This window comes from Micromonospora inyonensis, assembly GCF_900091415.1.
GTDB lineage: Bacteria > Actinomycetota > Actinomycetes > Mycobacteriales > Micromonosporaceae > Micromonospora > Micromonospora inyonensis.
In genome coordinates, this window is sequence record NZ_FMHU01000001.1 from 1,174,652 (window position 1) to 1,190,342 (window position 15,691).

The window sequence follows — 15,691 nt, forward strand, 5'->3', positions numbered from 1 at the left end:
CCGACCAGCCGGCGCACCGGACCGGCGACGGACGCGACGGAGCGGCCGGGATCAGTTCCGGGCGGCCACGGTGGGGACGGCGCGCGCCGTCATGGTCTCCGGCCGCCCCGGCCAGCGGAGGAACCCCTGCGACACCGCCACCCCGAGCAGCACGACCAGCGCCCCGACCGGCTGGTGCCAGGTGGGCGTCTCGTCGAGGACCAGCGCGCCGATGAGCACCGCGAAGACCGGGATCAGGTAGGTCACCGTGGACGCCGCGCTCGCGCCGATCACCCGGATGTTGTGCATGTTGATCACGAAGGCCAGCCCAGTGCCGAAGGCTCCCAGCGCCAACACGCTGGCCACCACGTCCCAGGAGAGCGCGGTGGGCACGGGCGGCGCCCCGGCCACCAGCGGTGCCACCACCGCCAGCTGGACGGTGGCGAGCAGCAGCTGCGCCGCCGACAGGGCCAGCCCGGACACCGCACGGCCGGCGACGAACCGCTTCTGGTACGGGACGGCCAGTCCGTAGCAGGCCGCCGCACCGAAGCACATCAGCTGCCCGGTGAAGGTGGCACCGCCGACGCCCTGCCAGACGCCGAGCACCACCAGCACCCCGGCGAAGCCCAGCCCGAGGCCGACGGCCCGGCGCGCGGTCAACCGCTCGGTCCGGAACACCAGCACCGCCAGCGGCAGGACGACCAGCGGCGTGGTGGCGTTCCAGATGCCGGCGAGCATCGACGGGATCCGCTGCTCGCCGTAGCCGAAGAGGGTGAACGGGAGCGCCACACCGAACGCGGCCACCACCGTGAGGTGCAGCCAGAGCCGACGGTCGCGGGGAAGCCGGTCACGGAGCACGGCGAGCACCACGAGGAGGGTCAGCGCCCCGGTGCCGACCCGCCCCAGGGTGACGTAGACCGGATGCAGCTCCCGGATCCCGATCTTGATGAACAGGAAACTGGAGCCCCAGATCGCGGCGAGCAGCACGAACCCGGGCAGCCAACTGCGCAGGGGTGCCCGGTCAGGGGTGGAATCCGGTGTCACTCCTGACACTCTGCCGCAACCCCCCGACATTGTCCGGCGATATCCGGTCGCCATGTCGCGCGTCACCGCAACCTGCCTACAGTGGTGGCGTTGACCAGCCGAGGAGGTGGCGACCGATGGCCATGCCGATGCAGTTCGACCCGCTCGTCGATCTCGACGGAATGTGGACGACCACGCTCGCCGACCGTTACCTCCCGCTCCCGGAGCTGCCCCAGGCGCGCTACGAGTGCATCGACGGAAGGCTGGTCATGACCCCCGCGGAAGTAGGCAGCAACAGTTTCGGCGAGATCAGGTTCGCCCGGCTCCTGGCGCCCGCCGTCGAGGCCGCCGGCTTCTACGTGTACGGGCAGGTGAACCTCACCTTCGGCCCGCAGCGGTGGATCCAGCCCGACGTCACGGTCCTGCACACCCTGCCGGCCACCGACGAGGAGGACCGCTGGGTCCCGGCCCCGCTCTGCACGATGGCGGTGGAGTTCGTCTCGCCGGGCAGCCGTCGGCAGGACTGCGTCGACAAGCCGCGCCGGTGCGCCGAGGGTGGCGTGCCGTACTTCATGCGGGTGGAGATCGTCCGGCGGTTGCGCAGTGCCTCGGTCGAGTTCTTCGCCCTCGACACGGCCGGCGGGTACGCCCCGGTCGCCAAGGCGGTCGGCGGCGAGCGGCTGACGGTCGACGCGCCGTTCCCGATCGCCCTGGACCCGGCCGAGCTGCTGCCCTGAGTGCCCGGAGAGCCGACCCGACCGCCACCTCGGCACGCCGGAAAGAAGGTCGACAGCTCAGGCAGCCGGTCACGTAGGGTTCCCCCGTGGGACGAATCGACGACCTCGCAAACCGGTACGTGGTGGAGTGGGCCGAACTCAACCCGGCCGGCGCCACGTACACCGGCATCGCCGGCCACGACGACCGGCTCGACGACCTGTCGCCGGACGGCTACGCCGCCCGCGCCGAGCTGGACCGGCGCACCCTGGCCGAGCTGGACGTCATCGAGCCGGACACCCTGGCGGAGCGGACCGCCAAGGAGGCCATGCAGGAGCGGCTGGGCCTGACCCTGGCCCGCTACGACGCGGGCGAGGAGACCAGCGCGATCAACGTGATCGCCAGCGGGCTGCACGACATCCGCGCGGTCTTCGACCTGATGCCGACCGAGGGCGAGCAGGCGGTGGCGAACGTCGCCGCCCGGCTCCACCAGTTCGCGGGCGCGCTCGACGGTTACAAGACCACGCTGCGCGAGGCGGCCGACGCCGGCCACGTCTCCTCCCGTGCGCAGATGATCGAGGTCGCCAAACAGTGCGACGTATGGACCGACCCGGGCGGCGACAACTTCTTCCACGGCCTGGTCGAGCGGCTCGGTGCCGACGGCACGCTCGGCGCGGACCTGCGCCGGGGCGCGGCGGCGGCCACCGCGGCGACCGCCGGGTTCGGTCAGTTCCTCCGCACCGAACTGGCCCCCCGGGGGCGGGAGAAGCAGGCGGCCGGCCGGGAACGCTACGAACTGGCCTCGCAGTACTTCCTCGGCGCGAAGATCGACCTGGACGAGACGTACGCCTGGGGTTTCGAGGAGCTGGCCCGCCTCGAGGCCGACATGCGGACGGCGGCGGCCCGGATCGTCGGCCCCGGGGCGACCGTCGACGAGGCGGTGGCCCTGCTGGACGCCGACCCGGCCCGCACGATCCAGGGCAAGGAGGCGTTCCGGGACTGGATGCAGGCGCTCGCCGACAAGGCCGTCGGCGAGCTGCACGGCACCCACTTCGACATCCCCGAGCAGGTACGCCGTATCGAGTGCTGCCTCGCCCCGACCAGCGACGGCGGCATCTACTACACCGGCCCCAGCGAGGACTTCTCCCGACCGGGCCGGATGTGGTGGGCCGTGCCGCAGGGCGTCACCGACTTCTCCACCTGGCGCGAGGTGACCACCGTCTACCACGAGGGCGTGCCGGGTCATCACCTCCAGGTCGGGCAGACCGCCGTCCGGGCCGAGCTGCTCAACCGCTGGCAGCGGCTGCTCTGCTGGGTCTCCGGGCACGGCGAGGGCTGGGCCCTCTACGCCGAGCGCCTGATGGAGGATCTGGGCTACCTGGAGGATCCGGGTGACCGGCTCGGCATGCTCGACGCGCAGGCGTTCCGGGCGGCCCGGGTCATCGTCGACATCGGCATGCACCTGGAGCTGGAGATCCCCCGGGACAATCCGTTCGGCTTCCACCCGGGCGAGCGCTGGACGCCCGAGCTGGGCTGGGAGTTCATGCGCGCGCACTGCCGGGTGCCGGACGAGAACCTGCGCTTCGAGCTGAACCGCTACCTGGGCTGGCCGGGGCAGGCCCCGTCGTACAAGGTCGGCGAGCGGATCTGGCTCCAGGCCCGGGACGAGGCGAAGACCCGCAAGGGTGCCGACTTCGACCTCAAGGAGTTCCACCGGCAGGCGCTGGACCTGGGCGCGCTCGGGCTCGACCCGCTGCGCCGGGCGCTCGCCCGGCTCTGACGAAGCGAGGGGCGACCGGACCGGGCGGAGCCGTCCGGCCCGGCCGCCGCTGGACTCAGGGCAGGGTCAGCCGGAGCGGGCTGTCGCCGGTGGTGAGCACGTCACAGTCGACGAGGGCCAGGTCCATCACCGGGTCCTGGAAGATCAGCTGTGGCGCGGTGACCGGGATGCCGTCCGGAAAGGGCAGGTCCGGGGTGAGCGTGACGGTGACCAGGCCGGGGCCGCCGAGCAGGGAGATCCGGCCGGTGAACCGAGTGGCGTAGAAGGCCACGTCGCCGTCGACGGTGAGCTGGTCGGTGACGTACCGCAGCGGACGTCCACCGGCGCCGGTGGACTGGAGCGCGAAGTCGTCGGTGACCGCCCGACGCATGCTGAACTTCAACGCCCGCAGGGTGCCGTCGACGGTCTTCAGGTCGACGACCCCCTCGAACCGGATCCCGGTCATCACCACCTTCGAGCCGGTGAGCTTCGACGGCGTGCCCACCGTGGGTTGTCCCGGCTCGGCGCCGATCCGGGGCAGCGGCTTGCCCGGCTCGACCGGCCCGGGTTGCTCGGGCTCGTCGGGCGTGGGAGTCACGCAGGCCGGCGGGGCGGACGTCGTGGCCGGGGCGGGTGACGCCGTGGGCGACCGGTCGGGGGTGACGCCCGGCGTCGCCGTGGCCGGGATCGGGGTCGGGGTCGGGGTCGGCTGTTCCCGGTCTTCGTCGCCGGTGAGGTCTCCGATCCCCCCGACGATGTCGCTGACCAGGTCGCCGTGCGACGCGTCGGAAGTGGTGGGGCGGGCCGTACCGGGATCAGGTGTGGGGGCGTCACCGGGAGTCGGGGTGGCAGACGGGCCGGGCGTCGGAGAACCACCGGGCCTCCAGCAACTCCACCCCGTCCGCCCGAACCCGGTCCGACGCCGCGACCGCCCGGAACCCCACCATCAGCCCAGCCGGGAAGGGCCAGGCTTGGGAACCCTGGTACGACATCTCCGCCACCGGGACCCCAGCCTCCTCGACCAGTTCCCGACGCACCGCGTCCTCCAGGCTCTCGCCCACCTCGACGAACCCGGCCAGCGTCGACCAGCCGTCCGGCCCCGCGCCGGCGTGCCGGGCGAGGAGGCAATGGGCGGGCGGGCCGGGTGTCTCGACCAGCACGATGACCGCCGGCTCGATCCGGGGGAAGAGCAGTCGACCGCAGTCCGTACCGGCACAGCGCCGCACGTGCCCACCCGCCGCCGGGAGCGTCGCCGCCCCGCAGCCGCCGCAGAACCGCTGGTGCCGGTGCCAGTACAGCAGGCCCCTCGCGTACGCCTGGAGAGCCGCCTCCGCCGCGTCCAGCGTCCCCACGATCGCCCGTACGTCCACCGAGGCGCCCGCGCCCGCCAGGGCCAACGCGCGCTCCTCGGTCAGCGGGGAGAGGTCCACCGCGAAGATCGCTCGCCCACCGCTGGCCGGAGTGACGTCGACTACCCCGTCGACCGGAGAGACGCCGGGTACGCCGTCGACCGGAGAGACGCCGGGTACGCCGTCGACCGGGTCGTCGAGACCGAGGAAGACCACCTCACCGGCTTCGGCCAGCAGCGCGGCGGCGTCCACGGCCAGGATCCGTACCGGCCGGGTATCCCCGTCCGTCACCAGACAACGGTCCCGCCAGAGCGCCACCAGCCCGGTGTCCGGTGCGGTCAGCAGCGACCCCAGCCACTCCGGTTCGTCGCGCCGCGTCCCGGCCCGGTCCCACCATCCGCCGCCGTACGCCAACCCGCCGTCGCTCCGCACCCCGTCACCGTGCCACGACCGACCGCACCGGCACGACCCGGGGCGACACGCGTGCCCACCTTCGTGGTGACGCCGCACTGCCGGCGGCCCCTCCGCGTTGGTTACCGTAGTTGTTCACCAGGGAGTTCCCCGCTCCCCCCGTGGTACGTCCGATCGAGGTTCTGCCTGTGACTCTGTACGGCGACAAGCTGCCTCCCGCCGACGACCGGCCGACCGTCCAGGTCACCGCGGTCACCTGGCCCGCCACCGAAGCCGAGCCGCCCCGGGGGACCGCCGGGCCGGACTCCGCCGGTTCCGCACCGGACCCGGCCGCGCCCCGGAGAGGACGCCGGCGACGGGCCGTGCTCACCGCCGGGGTGGTGACCGTGCTGCTCGCGGTCGGTGCGGGCGCGGGCGGTTACGCGTACGCCGGCGAGGTCCCGCGCGGGACCACGGTCCTCGGCACCGAGCTGGGCGGCATGAGCCGGGCCGACGCGGCCCGGGCGCTCCGGGCCGAACTGGACCGCCGGGCCGTGACACTCGCCGCCCCGGTGCCGGTACGCATCGGCGACCGGACCACCGAGATCAAGCCGGCCGACGTCGGCCTGACGGTGGACGTGGACGCGACCGTCGAGGCGGCCGTCGGGACCCAGGCCGCCCCGCTCAGCCGCCTCTTCGGCTCCCGTACGGTCGAGCCGGTGGTGACGGTCGACGCGGTCCGGTTGGAGGCCACCCTGGAAACGGCGGTCGGCCCCCAGGGGCGCAGGATGACCATGCCGAAGATCACCTACAGCGGCACCACCCCGAAGAAGGTCCACCCGAAGCCCGCCCTCACCCTCGACGCGCAGAACTCCGCCGAGGCGCTACGTGAGGGCTGGCTGAGCGGTGAGCCGGTGACCGTGGCGCTGGTCGAGAAGCACCCGGCGACCACCGCCGAGGAGGTCGACCGTCTGGTGACCGAGCTGGCCGCGCCCGCGGTCGCCGCACCGGTGACGCTGACCACCGAGAAGGGGTCGGTGACCATCCCGGCGAACGCGATCGCGCGGAGCCTGAGCTTCCCCGCCGACAAGGCCGGCAAGCTCACCCCGAAGCTCGACGTCAAGAAGCTCCGGACCGCCCTGGGCGACAAGCTGGCCGCCATCGAGGTGGAACCCCGGGACGCCGCGATGACGCTGACCGGAGGGAAGCCGACGGCCGTGCCGAGCCGTCCGGGCCGACGCCTCGACGACGCCGCCCTGAGCCGCGACCTGCTCGCCGTCCTGCCGAAGGCCGACGGGCGCACGATCAACGGCGTGCTCAAGCCGGTCGACGCCGACCTGACCACCGAGGAGGTCACGCAGTTCGGCATCAGGGAGAAGGTGTCCAGCTTCACGACCTATTTCACCGGTGGTCTCTCCTCGCCGCGCAGCAAGAACATCGTCCAGATCGCCAAGGACGTCGACGGGACGGTGGTGAAGCCGGGCGAGACCTTCTCCCTCAACGGCCACACCGGCGAGCGCAGCTACAAGCAGGGCTACCACGACGCGCCGGTCATCCTCAACGGAAAGCTCGTGCCCGGCGTCGGCGGCGGGACGTCCCAGTTCACCACCACCCTGTTCAACGCCATCTACTACGCGGGCCTGGAGGACGTGGAGCACAAGCCGCACTCGTACTGGTTCAGCCGGTACCCGGCGGTCATCGAGTCGACGATCTTCTACCCGGACCTCGACTTCAAGTTCCGCAACAACACCCCGCACGGGGTCATGATCGACACCTCGTACACCTCGGGGTCGGTGACCGTGGCGATCTGGGGCACCAAGATCTACGACAGCGTGAAGACCGAGTACAGCCCCCGGCGGAACATCACCAAGCCGAAGATCATCCGCTTGGAGCCCGGCCCGTCCTGCATCGCCACCAACGGCATCGACGGCTTCACCCAGGACGCCTACCGGATCTTCCGTAAGGACGGCAAGGTCGTGAAGCGGGAGAAGTTCACCTGGACCTACCAGGCCGAGCCGCGCTTCGTCTGCGGGCCGTAGCGCCCCCGGCGCCCGCACCGAGACGCCCCGCTGGCCAGCTGGCCAGCGGGGCGCATTCCTTTCCGGAGTACGGTGCCGCGTCGTTCCACCGCGGCTCGACGCGTCGGGCCCGGGTGCGACGGGTACGCCTCAGGGCCGCACCTCGGCCAGCCCCTGCCGTACGCCCTCGGCATCCAGGTCGGTGCCGTAGACGGGCGTGTCCGGCTGCTGCCGCCAGCTCCCGTCGAGGGTTCCGGCGTCCACCGGGTCGAACCCCAGCGCGTCGACGACCTCCATCACGATCCGCTTGGCCTCCGGGTCGTCCCCGGCCACCGGCAGGGCGATCCGGTCCGGGGTGCCGGCCGGGCGGCCCTTCTCCGACAGGTGCCGCGCCTGGATGTTGTTGAAGGCTTTGACCACCCGGGCACCCTTGAGGCGGTCGGCCGTCCACCGGCTCGAGGTGAGGCTCAGGTCCGCGATCTCCGGGACGTCCCCGTCCCGCTGGGGGTAGTAGTTGTTGGCGTCGACGACCACCCGGCCCTCGAACGCTGCGGCGGGCAGCTGCGGCACGGCCTTCAGCGGTACGGCCACCACCACGAGGTCCGCGCTCCGTGCCGCCTGTTCCACGGTGCCCGGCGTCGCCCCGGTCTCGGCGGCCAGGTCCCGCAGCGATTCGGGTCCACGCGAGTTCGCCACCGTCACGTCGTGGCCCAGGTCTTGCAGCCGTCGGGTCAGGGTGCCACCGATCTGGCCCGAGCCGATGATGCCGATCCTCATGAGCGCACTCTCCTGCCTCCGCCAATCCGGCGGTCCGGGTCGGGACAGAGAGCAGGTACCCCGCAGGATCGGGCTGATTCCCCCAGAAATACAACGAGGGCCACCCCGATATCGGGGTGGCCCTCGTTGAAAGAAGTCCGGCGGTGTCCTACTCTCCCACACCCTCCCGAGTGCAGTACCATCGGCGCTGGAGGGCTTAGCTTCCGGGTTCGGAATGTAACCGGGCGTTTCCCCTCCGCCATGACCGCCGTAACACTATCGACATATCAAACAACCGGTCCAGGTCGTTCGTTAGCCGTGAATCACACAGTGGACGCGAAGCAAAAAGTATGTAGTCAAGTCCTCGGCCTATTAGTACCGGTCAACTGAACCCGTTACCGGGCTTACATTTCCGGCCTATCAACCCAGTCGTCTAGCTGGGGGCCTTACCCATCCGAAGATGGTGGGATACCTCATCTTGAAGCGAGCTTCCCGCTTAGATGCTTTCAGCGGTTATCCCTTCCGAACGTAGCTAACCAGCCGTGCCCCTGGCGGGACAACTGGCACACCAGAGGTTCGTCCGTCCCGGTCCTCTCGTACTAGGGACAGCCCTTCTCAAGTATCCTACGCGCACGGCGGATAGGGACCGAACTGTCTCACGACGTTCTAAACCCAGCTCGCGTACCGCTTTAATGGGCGAACAGCCCAACCCTTGGGACCTGCTACAGCCCCAGGATGCGACGAGCCGACATCGAGGTGCCAAACCATCCCGTCGATATGGACTCTTGGGGAAGATCAGCCTGTTATCCCCGGGGTACCTTTTATCCGTTGAGCGACACCGCTTCCACTCGCAAGTGCCGGATCACTAGTCCCGACTTTCGTCCCTGCTCGACCTGTCAGTCTCACAGTCAAGCTCCCTTGTGTACTTGCACTCAACACCTGATTGCCAACCAGGCTGAGGGAACCTTTGGGCGCCTCCGTTACCTTTTAGGAGGCAACCGCCCCAGTTAAACTACCCACCAGACACTGTCCCTGAACCGGATAACGGTCCGAAGTTAGATACCCAAATCAACCAGAGTGGTATTTCAAGATTGCCTCCACCCGTACTGGCGTACGGACTTCACCGGCTCCCACCTATCCTACACAAGCTAATTCGGATACCAATGTCAAGCTATAGTAAAGGTCCCGGGGTCTTTCCGTCCTGCCGCGCGTAACGAGCATCTTTACTCGTACTGCAATTTCGCCGGGCCTGTGGTTGAGACAGTGGGGAAGTCGTTACGCCATTCGTGCAGGTCGGAACTTACCCGACAAGGAATTTCGCTACCTTAGGATGGTTATAGTTACCACCGCCGTTTACTGGCGCTTAAGTTCTCCGCTTCGCCCCGAAGAGCTAACAGGTCCCCTTAACGTTCCAGCACCGGGCAGGCGTCAGTCCATATACATCGAATTACTTCTTCGCATGGACCTGTGTTTTTAGTAAACAGTCGCTTCCCCCTGCTCTCTGCGGCCATACAACGCTCCACCCGCGCGGGGCTTCACGTCTCCGGCCCCCCTTCTCCCTAAGTTACGGGGGCAATTTGCCGAGTTCCTTAACCACAGTTCGCCCGATCGCCTCGGTATTCTCTACCTGACCACCTGTGTCGGTTTGGGGTACGGGCCGCTAAGAACTCGCTAGAGGCTTTTCTCGGCAGCATAGGATCACTGACTTCACCTGAATCGGCTCGGCATCACGTCTCAGCCCCATGCACCACGGATTTGCCTATGGTGCGGCCTACACGCTTACCCCGGCACAACCACCGGCCGGGCTCAGCTACCTTCCTGCGTCACCCCATCGCTTGACTACTACCCGCCAGGTTCCCACGCTCCCCCAGATCAGTCCGAAGACCTCACCAGGCTCGGGTGGTTAGCACAACGAGGTTCATCAGGGACGCTCTTTCGCGGGTACGGGAATATCAACCCGTTGTCCATCGACTACGCCTCTCGGCCTCGCCTTAGGTCCCGACTCACCCAGGGCGGATTAGCCTGGCCCTGGAACCCTTGGTCATCCGGCGGAAGGGTTTCTCACCCTTCTTTCGCTACTCATGCCTGCATTCTCACTCGTGCCGCGTCCACACCTCGATCACTCGGATGCTTCACCCCCGGCACGACGCTCCCCTACCCATCCACACACCTGCACCAGACATCAAGGCCTGGCGAAGTAAAAATGTGAATGCCACAGCTTCGGCGGTGTGCTTGAGCCCCGCTACATTGTCGGCGCGGAACCACTTGACCAGTGAGCTATTACGCACTCTTTAAAGGGTGGCTGCTTCTAAGCCAACCTCCTGGTTGTCTATGCGACCCCACATCCTTTTCCACTTAGCACACGCTTAGGGGCCTTAGCTGGTGATCTGGGCTGTTTCCCTCTCGACTACGAAGCTTATCCCCCGCAGTCTCACTGCCGCGCTCTCACTTACCGGCATTCGGAGTTTGGCTGATTTCGGTAAGCTTGTGGGCCCCCTAGACCATCCAGTGCTCTACCTCCGGCAAGAAACACGCGACGCTGCACCTAAATGCATTTCGGGGAGAACCAGCTATCACGGAGTTTGATTGGCCTTTCACCCCTAACCACAGGTCATCCCCCAACTTTTCAACGTTGGTGGGTTCGGCCCTCCACGCGGTCTTACCCGCGCTTCAGCCTGCCCATGGCTAGATCACTCCGCTTCGGGTCTAGAGCATGCGACTAAAAACGCCCTATTCAGACTCGCTTTCGCTACGGCTCCCCCACACGGGTTAACCTCGCCACATGCCACTAACTCGCAGGCTCATTCTTCAAAAGGCACGCCGTCACCCCGCAAGGCTCCGACGGATTGTAGGCGAACGGTTTCAGGTACTATTTCACTCCCCTCCCGGGGTACTTTTCACCATTCCCTCACGGTACTTGTCCGCTATCGGTCACCAGGAAGTATTTAGGCTTACCAGGTGGTCCTGGCAGATTCACGGCAGATTTCAGGAGTCCGCCGCTACTCGGGAACACCCACAGAAGGTCAGCAACTTTCACCTACCGGACTCTCACCGCCTACGGTCAGCCTTTCCAGACTGTTCGGCTAGCCACTGACTTTATAACTCCTCGAACACGTGTCAGCATGTTCAGCAGGGTCCCACAACCCCGACCACGCAACCCCTGACAGGTATCACACGCAGCCGGTTTAGCCTCAATCCGCTTTCGCTCGCCACTACTCACGGAATCACTATTTGTTTTCTCTTCCTACGGGTACTGAGATGTTTCACTTCCCCGCGTTCCCCCCATACACCCTATGTGTTCAGGTGCAGGTGACATCACATGACTGATGCCAGGTTTCCCCATTCGGACACCCTGGGATCACAGCTTGGTTGACAGCTCCCCCAGGCCTATCGCGGCCTCCCACGTCCTTCATCGGCTCCTGGTGCCAAGGCATCCACCGTTCGCCCTTGACAACTTGACCACAAAGATGCTCGCGTCCACTGTGCAATTCTCAACCAACGACCAACCCACAACCCACCACATCCCACACCTAAACCCACACGGATCCGGTTTGCGAGACCAGGTCATGCCTGGCAGTAATCGCCTAGAAGAACCAACCACCACGGGTTGTTCCTTCAGGACCCAACAGGGTGCCATCCGCCCCTCCCCAGCCGCACCACAACCCCCGTTCCACCACCCCCGAAGAGATGCGTACTAGAAGATTCCGGCCGTTGCCAGGGAAAAACTCACCAGTGTCTCCGCCATCGAGCACCCCGACCCGACATTCGCAGGTCGCGGGCTCCTTACCACCCTTCGGTGGAAGGTGCTCCTTAGAAAGGAGGTGATCCAGCCGCACCTTCCGGTACGGCTACCTTGTTACGACTTCGTCCCAATCGCCAGCCCCACCTTCGACGGCTCCCTCCACAAGGGTTGGGCCACCGGCTTCGGGTGTTGCCGACTTTCGTGACGTGACGGGCGGTGTGTACAAGGCCCGGGAACGTATTCACCGCAGCGTTGCTGATCTGCGATTACTAGCGACTCCGACTTCACGGGGTCGAGTTGCAGACCCCGATCCGAACTGAGACCGGCTTTTTGGGATTCGCTCCACCTCACGGTATCGCAGCCCATTGTACCGGCCATTGTAGCATGCGTGAAGCCCTGGACATAAGGGGCATGATGACTTGACGTCATCCCCACCTTCCTCCGAGTTGACCCCGGCAGTCTTCGATGAGTCCCCGCCATAACGCGCTGGCAACATCGAACGAGGGTTGCGCTCGTTGCGGGACTTAACCCAACATCTCACGACACGAGCTGACGACAGCCATGCACCACCTGTGACCGCCCCCGAAGGACCCGACATCTCTGCCGGTTTTGCGGCCATGTCAAACCCAGGTAAGGTTCTTCGCGTTGCATCGAATTAATCCGCATGCTCCGCCGCTTGTGCGGGCCCCCGTCAATTCCTTTGAGTTTTAGCCTTGCGGCCGTACTCCCCAGGCGGGGCGCTTAATGCGTTAGCTGCGGCACAGAGAACCGGAGAGGCTCCCCACACCTAGCGCCCAACGTTTACAGCGTGGACTACCAGGGTATCTAATCCTGTTCGCTCCCCACGCTTTCGCTCCTCAGCGTCAGTATCGGCCCAGAGACCCGCCTTCGCCACCGGTGTTCCTCCTGATATCTGCGCATTTCACCGCTACACCAGGAATTCCAGTCTCCCCTACCGAACTCTAGCCTGCCCGTATCGACTGCAGGCCCGCAGTTGAGCTGCGGGTTTTCACAGTCGACGCGACAAGCCGCCTACGAGCTCTTTACGCCCAATAAATCCGGACAACGCTCGCGCCCTACGTCTTACCGCGGCTGCTGGCACGTAGTTGGCCGGCGCTTCTTCTGCAGGTACCGTCACTTACGCTTCGTCCCTGCTGAAAGAGGTTTACAACCCGAAGGCCGTCATCCCTCACGCGGCGTCGCTGCATCAGGCTTCCGCCCATTGTGCAATATTCCCCACTGCTGCCTCCCGTAGGAGTCTGGGCCGTGTCTCAGTCCCAGTGTGGCCGGTCGCCCTCTCAGGCCGGCTACCCGTCGTCGCCTTGGTAGGCCATCACCCCACCAACAAGCTGATAGGCCGCGAGCCCATCCCAGGCCGAAAAACTTTCCACCAACGATCATGCGATCGACGGTCCTATTCGGTATTAGCCCCGGTTTCCCGGGGTTATCCCAAAGCCTAGGGCAGGTTGCTCACGTGTTACTCACCCGTTCGCCGCTCGAGTACCCCGAAGGGCCTTTCCGCTCGACTTGCATGTGTTAAGCACGCCGCCAGCGTTCGTCCTGAGCCAGGATCAAACTCTCCAACAAAAACTTGTTGAACAATCGTCCCGGCAACAAAAGTGTTGCCAAAGGAATCCCAACCAACCAGACACACCGAAGCATGCCCAGCCAGTCCGGGGTATAAATCATAATTGGCACTGGCTTATCAAGCACCCTGTTGAGTTCTCAAAGAACAACCACACACCATCCGGAACCCTCACCAGGCGCCATCCGGGGCAATCCGTTCCCACTCCCGCCGCTCTCGCGCCGGGCACTTCTACTACGTTACCTCACCGTTTCCGCCGTGTCAAACCGTGTGTCCCGGTCTGTCGTGCTTGGTACGGTTTGGCTCCGCTGACCGCAGGCAGCGGCGAACCGCTGCGCTTTGCTCATCGGATTCGGCAGGCCGGCCGCTGCGGTCTCCCGCTCGCTCGCCCGGTGCCCTGCCGGTCGTGAACCTTACCCGGCCGGTTCCGCCCCGCCAAATCGACCCCTCGGTCGATCCGGTGGAGCACCACCCGGATCCCGATGCCGGAGGAGTGAACCCCTCCTGCCTCGTACCGCCCGGCTTCGGACTCCCAGGTGCTTTGCCCTGTTTCGTCCGTTCCGCGCTGGCAGAGAGAAAGTTACGCGTCCGAGGGTTTGAACGTCAAATCGGGGGGGTAGCGGCCCGCGTCACATCGTCGATGTCTGGCTATACCGCCTGGTCAGAAGGGTTGTCACCACGTTTCCTGGCACGCCGCTGGGCGAGCAGACCCCGGACACCCAGCGCGCCGACCGTCGTACCGATGGTCAGGGACGCGGCGATGAGTAGCGCATGGATCCAGAGGAACCCGGTGCCGTCGCCCTCGCCGACCGTCCCGGACGACCACGCCCGGGGGTCGTTCCAGATGGCCACCGCGAACCTCGGCCAGATCGCCCAGGTCCAGAACCCGACGCCGACGAGGAATAACGACCATCCACGGGACAACACCATGGCCGACGAGTATGCCAGCGCCGCAGTCACACCGGCCCTGGTCACGCCGGCCCGGCCCCCGCCTCCCCGCGCACCGGGTTACCGTGGATCCGTGGTCCGGGCGAGCAGCTTCCCGCCGGTGGGCGTCGACGTGAGCGTCGACCTGCCGGGCGATGCCGTGCCGCACACGCCGGCGACCAGGTCCGGGGATGGGCGTGAACGCCTCCTGGACGTCCTCCGTGCCCGCGGGCTGCGGTTCCGCGACGGCGCGCGATGGCAGTCGGCTCTCTGAGCCGACCCTGCTGAACACCGACCGGGGCGTTCCGCCCCGCGTCGACGCGCGCACGCGAACCCTCCATCCGTACGACACGAGAGGCCTACCACCATGTCCGCTGCACGGATGCTCACCGGTGACCGCCCGACGGGGCGACTGCACCTCGGCCACTACGTGGGCAGCATCGCCAACCGGGTCCGGTTGCACCAGCGCTACGAGAGCTTCTTCATCATCGCCGACCTGCACATGCTCACCACCAGGAACACCCGCGAGGACATCTCCCGGGTGGCCGGCAACGCCCGGGAGATGGTGCTCGACATCCTCGCCGCCGGGGTCGAGCCGGACCGGGCCACGTTCTACCTCCAGTCCGCGGTCCCCGAGGTCGGGGACCTGAACACGCTCTTCCAGAACCTGGTGACGGTGCCGAGGTTGGAGCGGGTGCCGTCGCTGAAGGAGATGGCCCGGGACGCCGGCAAGGAGGAGATGCCGTACGGACTGCTCGGCTATCCCGTCCTCCAGGCGGCGGACATCCTCTGCGTCCGGGCCGGTGTCGTGCCGGTGGGCCGGGACAACGCCCCGCACGTCGAGGTGACCCGGGAGGTGGCCCGCCGGTTCAACCACCTCTACGGCGAGGTGCTCCCCGTGCCGGAGATGATCCACGCCGAGACGCCGGTGCTGGTCGGCACGGACGGCCGCGCCAAGATGAGCAAGAGTCTCGGCAACGCCATCGCACTCTCCGACGAGCCGGCGGTGGTGCGGCGCAAGGTGCTGGGGATGTACACCGATCCGAAGCGGGTACGGGCCGACGTGCCGGGGACCGTGGAGGGGAACCCGGTCTTCGCCTACCACGACGTGTTCAACCCGGACCGGGCCGAGGTCGACGAGCTGAAGGAGCGCTACCGGGCCGGCCGGGTGGGTGACGTCGAGGTCAAGGAGCGGCTCACGGTGGCGCTCAACCGGTTCCTCGACCCGATGCGGGAACGCCGGGCCCGCTTCGCGGCCGAGCGCGGGCTGGTCGACCAGCTGATCGCCGACGGCACCGAACGGACCCGGCAGGAGGTCCGGCAGACCCTCGCCGAGGTACGCCGGGCGATGGGGCTGACCGCCGCGTACCAGCAGATCCGCCGACGGGCCGAGCGGTCCCGGCGGAAGGCCGACGCACCGGCCACCGTCGGCACGGGCGGCGCGTGAGG

The 15,691-nt window shown here is 67.1% G+C and carries 9 protein-coding genes, 3 rRNA genes and 1 pseudogene; 5 read left to right on the top strand and 8 right to left on the bottom strand.

Annotation, left to right across the window (positions count from 1 at the left end; translation table 11 throughout):
- Positions 1-51: 51 nt before the first annotated feature.
- Complete coding sequence (locus tag GA0074694_RS05360; protein ID WP_176737789.1) at positions 52-1,023, bottom strand: DMT family transporter; 972 nt, start codon at positions 1,021-1,023, stop codon at positions 52-54.
- Between the two features lie 116 nt (positions 1,024-1,139).
- Between GA0074694_RS05360 and GA0074694_RS05365 the strand changes: the two genes are divergently transcribed.
- Positions 1,140-1,739 carry a Uma2 family endonuclease gene (locus GA0074694_RS05365; RefSeq protein WP_091453349.1) on the top strand — a complete coding sequence of 200 codons (600 nt, stop codon included), beginning with the start codon at positions 1,140-1,142 and terminating at the stop codon, positions 1,737-1,739.
- A gap of 86 nt (positions 1,740-1,825) precedes the next feature.
- Positions 1,826-3,496: a DUF885 domain-containing protein gene (locus tag GA0074694_RS05370; RefSeq protein ID WP_091453352.1), complete on the top strand. Its 1,671-nt coding sequence runs from the start codon at positions 1,826-1,828 to the stop codon at positions 3,494-3,496.
- 55 nt (positions 3,497-3,551) lie between these two features.
- Here the strand turns inward: GA0074694_RS05370 and GA0074694_RS05375 are convergent, their stop codons facing one another.
- Together GA0074694_RS05375 and nudC are read right to left on the bottom strand one after the other, a co-directional pair.
- A complete protein-coding gene (locus GA0074694_RS05375) occupies positions 3,552-4,073 on the bottom strand; it encodes a hypothetical protein (protein ID WP_091453356.1) in 522 nt (173 codons plus the stop codon).
- Between the two features lie 262 nt (positions 4,074-4,335).
- Positions 4,336-5,256, bottom strand: a pseudogene (gene nudC, locus GA0074694_RS05380) (NAD(+) diphosphatase); the annotation flags it as partial.
- A 161-nt stretch (positions 5,257-5,417) separates the two neighbouring features.
- On the opposite strand from nudC, the gene GA0074694_RS05385 reads away from it, so the two are divergent.
- A complete protein-coding gene (locus GA0074694_RS05385; protein WP_091458687.1) occupies positions 5,418-7,253 on the top strand; it encodes a VanW family protein in 1,836 nt (611 codons plus the stop codon).
- Positions 7,254-7,382: 129 nt separating this feature from the next.
- Here the strand turns inward: GA0074694_RS05385 and GA0074694_RS05390 are convergent, their stop codons facing one another.
- From GA0074694_RS05390 to GA0074694_RS34085, 5 genes are all read right to left on the bottom strand, one after another.
- Entirely contained in the window at positions 7,383-8,099 is a 717-nt protein-coding gene (locus tag GA0074694_RS05390; RefSeq protein ID WP_342670924.1) for an NADPH-dependent F420 reductase, read from the bottom strand.
- A 45-nt stretch (positions 8,100-8,144) separates the two neighbouring features.
- Positions 8,145-8,261, bottom strand: a 5S ribosomal RNA gene (gene rrf, locus GA0074694_RS05395).
- 79 nt (positions 8,262-8,340) lie between these two features.
- Positions 8,341-11,449: ribosomal RNA gene (locus GA0074694_RS05400) — 23S ribosomal RNA — on the bottom strand.
- A gap of 353 nt (positions 11,450-11,802) precedes the next feature.
- Positions 11,803-13,317: ribosomal RNA gene (locus GA0074694_RS05405) — 16S ribosomal RNA — on the bottom strand.
- The 16S, 23S and 5S rRNA genes sit together here, the layout of an rRNA operon.
- 646 nt (positions 13,318-13,963) lie before the next feature.
- On the bottom strand, positions 13,964-14,245 hold the full coding sequence (locus GA0074694_RS34085) for an SCO4848 family membrane protein (RefSeq protein WP_091453366.1): 282 nt from the start codon (positions 14,243-14,245) through the stop codon (positions 13,964-13,966).
- On the opposite strand from GA0074694_RS34085, the gene GA0074694_RS34090 reads away from it, so the two are divergent.
- Positions 14,244-14,516 carry a hypothetical protein gene (locus tag GA0074694_RS34090; RefSeq protein ID WP_091453371.1) on the top strand — a complete coding sequence of 91 codons (273 nt, stop codon included), beginning with the start codon at positions 14,244-14,246 and terminating at the stop codon, positions 14,514-14,516. The two genes, GA0074694_RS34085 and GA0074694_RS34090, sit on opposite strands and share 2 nt — an antisense overlap.
- A gap of 93 nt (positions 14,517-14,609) precedes the next feature.
- Positions 14,610-15,689: a tryptophan--tRNA ligase gene (gene trpS / locus GA0074694_RS05420; RefSeq protein WP_091453375.1), complete on the top strand. Its 1,080-nt coding sequence runs from the start codon at positions 14,610-14,612 to the stop codon at positions 15,687-15,689.
- The last annotated feature ends 2 nt before the right edge of the window (positions 15,690-15,691 follow it).